Here is a 5,909-nt window from a genome sequence, read left to right on the forward strand (position 1 = left end):
GCTCACCCGTCCCGCGCTCACCCGTCCCGCGCTCACCCGTCCCGCGCTCACCCGTCCCGCGCTCACCCGTCCCGCGCTCACCCGTCCCGCGCTCACCCGTCCCGCGCTCATCGGTCCACCCGTACGGCCGCGCCGCTGAGCTGTGCCTCCAGCAGCCGGACGTCCGCGTCGACCATGATGCGCGCCAGTTCCATCGACCGCACCTCCGGCTTCCAGCCGAGCAACTCCTCCGCCTTCGAGGCGTCACCGATCAACGCGTCCACCTCGCTGGGGCGTTCGTACTTCGGGTCGTACCGCACGTGCTCGCGCCAGTCCAGACCGGCATGGGCGAAGGAGTGCTCCAGGAACTGCCGGACGCTGACCCCCTCGCCGGTCGCCACCACGTAGTCGTCGGGGGTGTCGCGCTGGAGCATCCGCCACATCGCGTCCACGTACTCGGGGGCGTACCCCCAGTCGCGGACCGCGTCCAGATTCCCCAGGTGCAGCCGGTCCTGGAGCCCCGCCTTGATGCGGGCCACGCCCCGGGTGATCTTGCGGGTCACGAAGGTCTCGCCCCGACGCGGGGACTCGTGGTTGAAGAGGATGCCGTTCACCGCGAACATCCCATACGCCTCACGGTAGTTGACCGTGGCCCAGTATGCGTACAACTTGGCCACGCTGTACGGGCTGCGCGGATGGAACGGAGTCGCCTCGTTCTGCGGGGGAGGGGTGGAGCCGAACATCTCGGAGGACGACGCCTGGTATACGCGGGTGTCGATGCCGCTGGCGCGGATCGCCTCCAGCAGCCTGATCGAGCCGAGGCCGGTGACGTCACCGGTGTAGAGCGGCGCGTCGAAGGAGACCCGGACGTGCGACTGGGCCCCGAGGTTGTAGACCTCGTCGGGCTGGATCTGGCGCAGCAGGTTCACCAGAGCCACACCGTCCGCGAGATCCGCGTGGTGCAGCACGAAGGAACGCTCCGCCTCCTCCGGGCCCTGGTAAATGTGGTCTATCCGCTCGGTGTTGAAGCTCGACGAACGGCGTATGAGCCCGTGGACCGTGTACCCCTTGTCGAGCAGCAGCTCGGACAGGTATGAGCCGTCCTGCCCCGTCACGCCGGTGATGAGTGCGGTCTTGGCCATGACTCCCCCCTTCTGTGGTCGCCTGAACGGCGGTGTGTTGCACCGGAATTGCATAAGGTGAGCGGTTTGCTACGAAAGGGCCGCAGTGTCGCCGGACCGCTGGCACAATCCGAGCCATGACGACTGATCTCCCCGGCGCTTCCCAGGAATCCGATCGCTCTCTACTTCCCCCCGGCGCACGCGTCTTCGTGGCGGGTCACCGCGGACTGGTCGGTTCGGCGGTGGTCCGCCGCCTGGCCGCGGACGGCTACGAGGTACTCACCCGAGGCCGCGACCTCCTCGACCTGCGCGACGGTGCGCGGACCGAGGCGTATCTGAGGGACGTCCGGCCGGACGCCGTCGTCCTGGCCGCCGCCAAGGTGGGCGGGATCATGGCGAACAGCACCTGGCCGGTGCAGTTCCTGGAGGACAACCTCCGCATCCAGCTGAGCGTGATCGCCGGCGCCCACGCGGCCGGCACGGCCAGGCTCCTCTTCCTCGGCTCCTCCTGCATCTACCCCAAGCACGCTCCCCAGCCGATCAGTGAGAACGCGCTGCTCACCGGCCCCCTGGAGCCGACCAATGAGGCGTACGCGCTGGCCAAGATCGCCGGAATCGTGCAGATCCAGTCGTACCGCCGGCAGTACGGAGCCTCGTACATCAGCGCCATGCCGACCAATCTCTACGGCCCCGGGGACAACTTCGACCTGGCCACCTCGCACGTCCTGCCCGCGCTCGTCCGCCGCTTCCACGAGGCGAAGCGTGACGGAGCACCCTCCGTCACCCTGTGGGGTTCCGGCACCCCTCGCCGGGAGTTTCTGCACGTCGACGACCTGGCCGCGGCCTGCACCCTGCTGCTGACCTCCTACGACGGCGACGAGCCGGTCAACGTCGGCTGCGGGGACGACTTGACCATTCGCGAACTCGCTGAAACCGTAAAAGATGTGACGGGGTATCAGGGGCGGATCGACTGGGACGCCTCGAAGCCGGACGGCACCCCGCGCAAGCTGCTGGACGTGGAGCGCCTGACGGCTCTCGGCTTCGCGCCCAAGATCTCGCTCAGGGACGGGATCGCCGGGACCTACGCCTGGTGGCGCGACCGGGACTCCGCCCAGGAGTGAGCCGGGCATGCCGGACAGCCCGGGTCGCCCGGACAGCCCGGGTCGCCCGGACGGCCCGGGCGACCCGGTGTCCCGCCGTGCGCGGGGCGCCCGGAGTGCTCGCATCGTCTCCATCCCGCCCTCAGTAGGCGCCACGGCCGTCGGTGACGGCACGCACCGTACGGGCCAGCAGGTTCATGTCGGTGGAGACCGACCAGTTGTCGACGTACCAGAGATCCAGCGAAACCGATTCCTCCCAGGAGAGGTCGGACCGGCCGCTGACCTGCCAGAGGCCGGTCAGCCCCGGTTTCACCGCGAGGCGTCTGCGCTCACGGTCGTCGTACTCCGCCGCCTCCTCGGGAAGCGGAGGACGAGGACCTACCAGGGACATGTCACCTCGCAACACGTTGAGGAGTTGCGGGAGTTCGTCGATCGAGGTGCGCCGCAGAGCCCTGCCGATCCCGGTCACCCGGGGGTCGCGGCGCATCTTGAACAACGGTCCCGCCCCCTCGTTGGCGGTGGTGAGTTCCGCCTTCCGGGACTCGGCGTCCACCACCATCGTCCGGAACTTCCACATGGTGAACGGCCGGTCGTGTTGTCCGTGCCGGATCTGCCGGTGGAAGACGGGGCCCCGCGAGGAGAGCCGTACGCCCAGCGCCACTGCCAGCAGCAGCGGCGCCAGCAGTGCCAGCCCGGCCAGCGCGCCGGACCGGTCCAGCACCGCCTTCAGCGCCGCCTGCGGGCCCCGCCGCAGGGGCGGGGCGACGTGCAGCAGGGTCATCCCGGCGACCGTGGCGGGCCGCACCCGGGCGGTGGTCACCCCGGTCAGCGCGGAGAGCACGCACAGCGCGAGGCCCCCGTCGTGCAGCCCCCAGCCGAGCCGGCGCAGCCGGTCTCCGCAGAGCAGTGGGCCGGGTGCGACGAGGACCAGGTCCGCGTCGTACGCGTACGCCCCGGCGAGCACGGTGGAGACGTCGTCGTCCGTGCCGTCGGCCCCGAGCCGCCCGGTCAGGGGCACCTGGAGATCCGGCTCCGCCGCCCCCACGGGGACGGCCGCGACGACGGCGTAACCCTCACGCCGCGCGCGGGAGCCGAGGGCGTCGGCCACGGTGTCCACGCCGGACGCCTCGCCGACGACGAGGACCCGCTGGGCCGGACGGCGGTGCGTGGATCGGGCTCGCCGCCGGACCGCCGAGACCACCGCGGCCGTCACCGCGCCGCCGGGCGCGGCGGCCACCAGGGCGACCGTCGGATCGACGGCGTCGCCGGTGACGGCCCAGGCGACGGCGAGCAGGCCGACGAAGACCAGCCAGTCCCCGAGGACTTCCGCCGTTCCGCTCGTGCTTCTCGGCGATGCTGTCGTCCAGCGCCCGCGCACGGCCCGTACCCCGGCCCAGACGAGGGCCGCGACGACCGCGGTGGGCAGGGCCGCAGGCTGCCCCCGCGAGGACAGGACGGCCCAGGCGGGAACGGCCATGCCCGCGGTCTCGGTCAGGACCGCGACAGGCGTTCCCCAGTGGGCCTTCCGTCGGCCGGGCGGTAGGTGGTCGGTCAGGTCGCGCTGTGCTGTAGGGGCCCTCCAGAGCTGTTCGAGGGCCGTCGTGCGGTTCCGGGGTGCCGTGGAACGCGGGCGTGGAAGACGCCGCAGTCCCACGGGTCCGGATATGTCGGAGTCGGGTGTTTCGACATGCCCCATGAACCCCCCAGTCACAGTTGCATCCCCGAACGCGGCGCATCCGTCGGTCCCGGGGACCGGCGGATGCGCCGTCGCTCGGTGTGCACGATATCCACACACGTGCCATTTCGCTGGGGTTCACGTGAAGTTCAGACACATCGGCGGCTTCCGCCGCGATCCAGGTTCATTCGTCATCTCCGCTTCTGTTGAGCCTTGTTGGGGCAGGTGTGCAAGGAGAGGTGACCCGGCAGGAGGACCGACCGGGCGCAACGTGGACGAATTGAACTCGCCTGTCCATGCGGGAAGTTATGCATTGCGGCATGGCAAGTGCGCCTGGCTGCGGGGAAGTTAGGCACATCACATGAGGTTTGATTCGGTGATCCGTGGTGGGTGGCCGGGGTGCGGCCCGGTCCGCCGGCCGGTGCGGCTCGCCGGGGCGTCGCGTCGGCACGGCTTGCCGGGGCGTGCGGCGCTGTACGGGGCGGTGCGGGGAATCGGTGCGGGCGTCCTCGGCGTGCGCGTAGGGGTGTCCGGATTCCGGGGCGTGGAGTCGTCGAATCCCGCATGTTCGATGCGGATATCTCGAACGAAAATGTTTCGTTTGTGACGCGCCATTGTTTCGGCGGCAATTCATGCCGCAGGATCTGTCTCAGCGCCGACGAACGGCTCAGGGCGGCACTCGCAGGAGTGTTATGTGCCTGAATCGTCAGGTAAGCCCAGGCCATCGCTCTCTCGCTCGAACGGGCGAAGGGGCGGAGTGCCACCTGTCTTTTTCCGAGAGAGTTTCGGAAGAGCGAGAGGCGGACCAGAGCTCTGGTCGGTGCGACGCACCCCAGTCCCACCCTTATGAGGAGTTGCACCATGCTGTCCAGACGACTCGCCCTCGCCGTCGCCACGGGTGCCGTGGCCGCGCTGACCCTCGGCACCGCCGCCCAGGCGGCCCCCGCCCGTCACGCCGGGCACGAGGCGACGCTGCGTACCCTCGCCGAGCGTCCGGACCTGCTCATCGGGACGGCCGTCGACACGAGCGCGTTGGCGGCCGACGCGCCCTACCGGGCGGACGTGGCCTCCGAGTTCAGCTCGGTGACCGCCGAGAACGTCATGAAGTGGGAGGTCGTGGAGCCCGTCCGCGGCGCCTACGACTGGTCGCAGGCCGACCGGTTGGTCAAGTTCGCCAAGAAGAACGGGCAGGAGGTGCGCGGTCACACGCTGGTCTGGCACAACCAGCTCCCGGCCTGGCTCACTTCGGGCGTCTCGGACGGCTCGATCGACGCGAACGAGCTCCGGGGCATCCTGCGCAAGCACATCACCGACGAGGTCCGCCACTTCAAGGGCGAGATCTACCAGTGGGACGTCGTCAACGAGGTCTTCAACGAGGACGGCACCTACCGGGACTCCCTGTGGCTGCAGAAGCTCGGGCCGTCCTACATCGCCGACGCCTTCAAGTGGGCCCACGCGGCCGACCCCAAGGCGAAGCTCTTCATGAACGACTACAACGTCGAGGGCGTCAACGCCAAGTCCACCGCCTACTACGACCTGGCCAAGAAGCTCCGCGCGCAGGGCGTACCGGTCCAGGGACTGGGTATCCAGGGTCACTTGGACATCCAGTACGGCTTCCCGGGGGACGTCGGTGACAACCTCGCCCGCTTCGACGCCCTCGGTCTGCAGACCGCCTTCACCGAGATCGACGTGCGGATGACGCTGCCGGCCGACGACACCAAGCTGGCCCGCCAGGCCCAGGACTACCGCAGGCTGCTCGACGCCTGCGTCGCCGTCAAGGGCTGCAAGTCCTTCACGGTCTGGGGCTTCAGTGACAAGTACTCCTGGGTGCCGGGCACGTTCTCCGGCCAGGGTGCCGCGAACATCATGGACGAGAACTACGTGCGCAAGCCCGCGTACACGGCGCTCGCCGACGGCCTCCGCGCCGAGGTGGACGGTCATGATCGGGTCGTACCCGTGAGGCGTTGGCGGCGCAGGCCGGGACGCTGGTGAGCTGGCTGGAGGAGGATGCGTCGGAGGCGGTGACGGTCGCGG

At 69.7% G+C, this 5,909-nt stretch carries 4 protein-coding genes; 2 read left to right on the top strand and 2 right to left on the bottom strand.

The window, feature by feature from the left end:
- Window positions 1-107: 107 nt before the first annotated feature.
- Window positions 108-1,121, bottom strand: a complete 1,014-nt coding sequence (gene gmd / locus ACWD3D_RS32410; protein WP_451464305.1) for a GDP-mannose 4,6-dehydratase — start codon at window positions 1,119-1,121, stop codon at window positions 108-110.
- Window positions 1,122-1,237: 116 nt separating this feature from the next.
- On the opposite strand from gmd, the gene ACWD3D_RS32415 reads away from it, so the two are divergent.
- A complete protein-coding gene (locus tag ACWD3D_RS32415; RefSeq protein ID WP_451464306.1) occupies window positions 1,238-2,221 on the top strand; it encodes a GDP-L-fucose synthase family protein in 984 nt (327 codons plus the stop codon).
- Between the two features lie 121 nt (window positions 2,222-2,342).
- Here the strand turns inward: ACWD3D_RS32415 and ACWD3D_RS32420 are convergent, their stop codons facing one another.
- Complete coding sequence (locus ACWD3D_RS32420; RefSeq protein ID WP_451464307.1) at window positions 2,343-3,896, bottom strand: exopolysaccharide biosynthesis polyprenyl glycosylphosphotransferase; 1,554 nt, start codon at window positions 3,894-3,896, stop codon at window positions 2,343-2,345.
- Between the two features lie 840 nt (window positions 3,897-4,736).
- Here ACWD3D_RS32420 and ACWD3D_RS32425 point away from each other — a divergent pair.
- Window positions 4,737-5,867, top strand: a complete 1,131-nt coding sequence (locus ACWD3D_RS32425) for an endo-1,4-beta-xylanase (RefSeq protein WP_451464308.1) — start codon at window positions 4,737-4,739, stop codon at window positions 5,865-5,867.
- The last annotated feature ends 42 nt before the right edge of the window (window positions 5,868-5,909 follow it).

This window comes from Streptomyces sp. NPDC002690, from assembly GCF_053592415.1.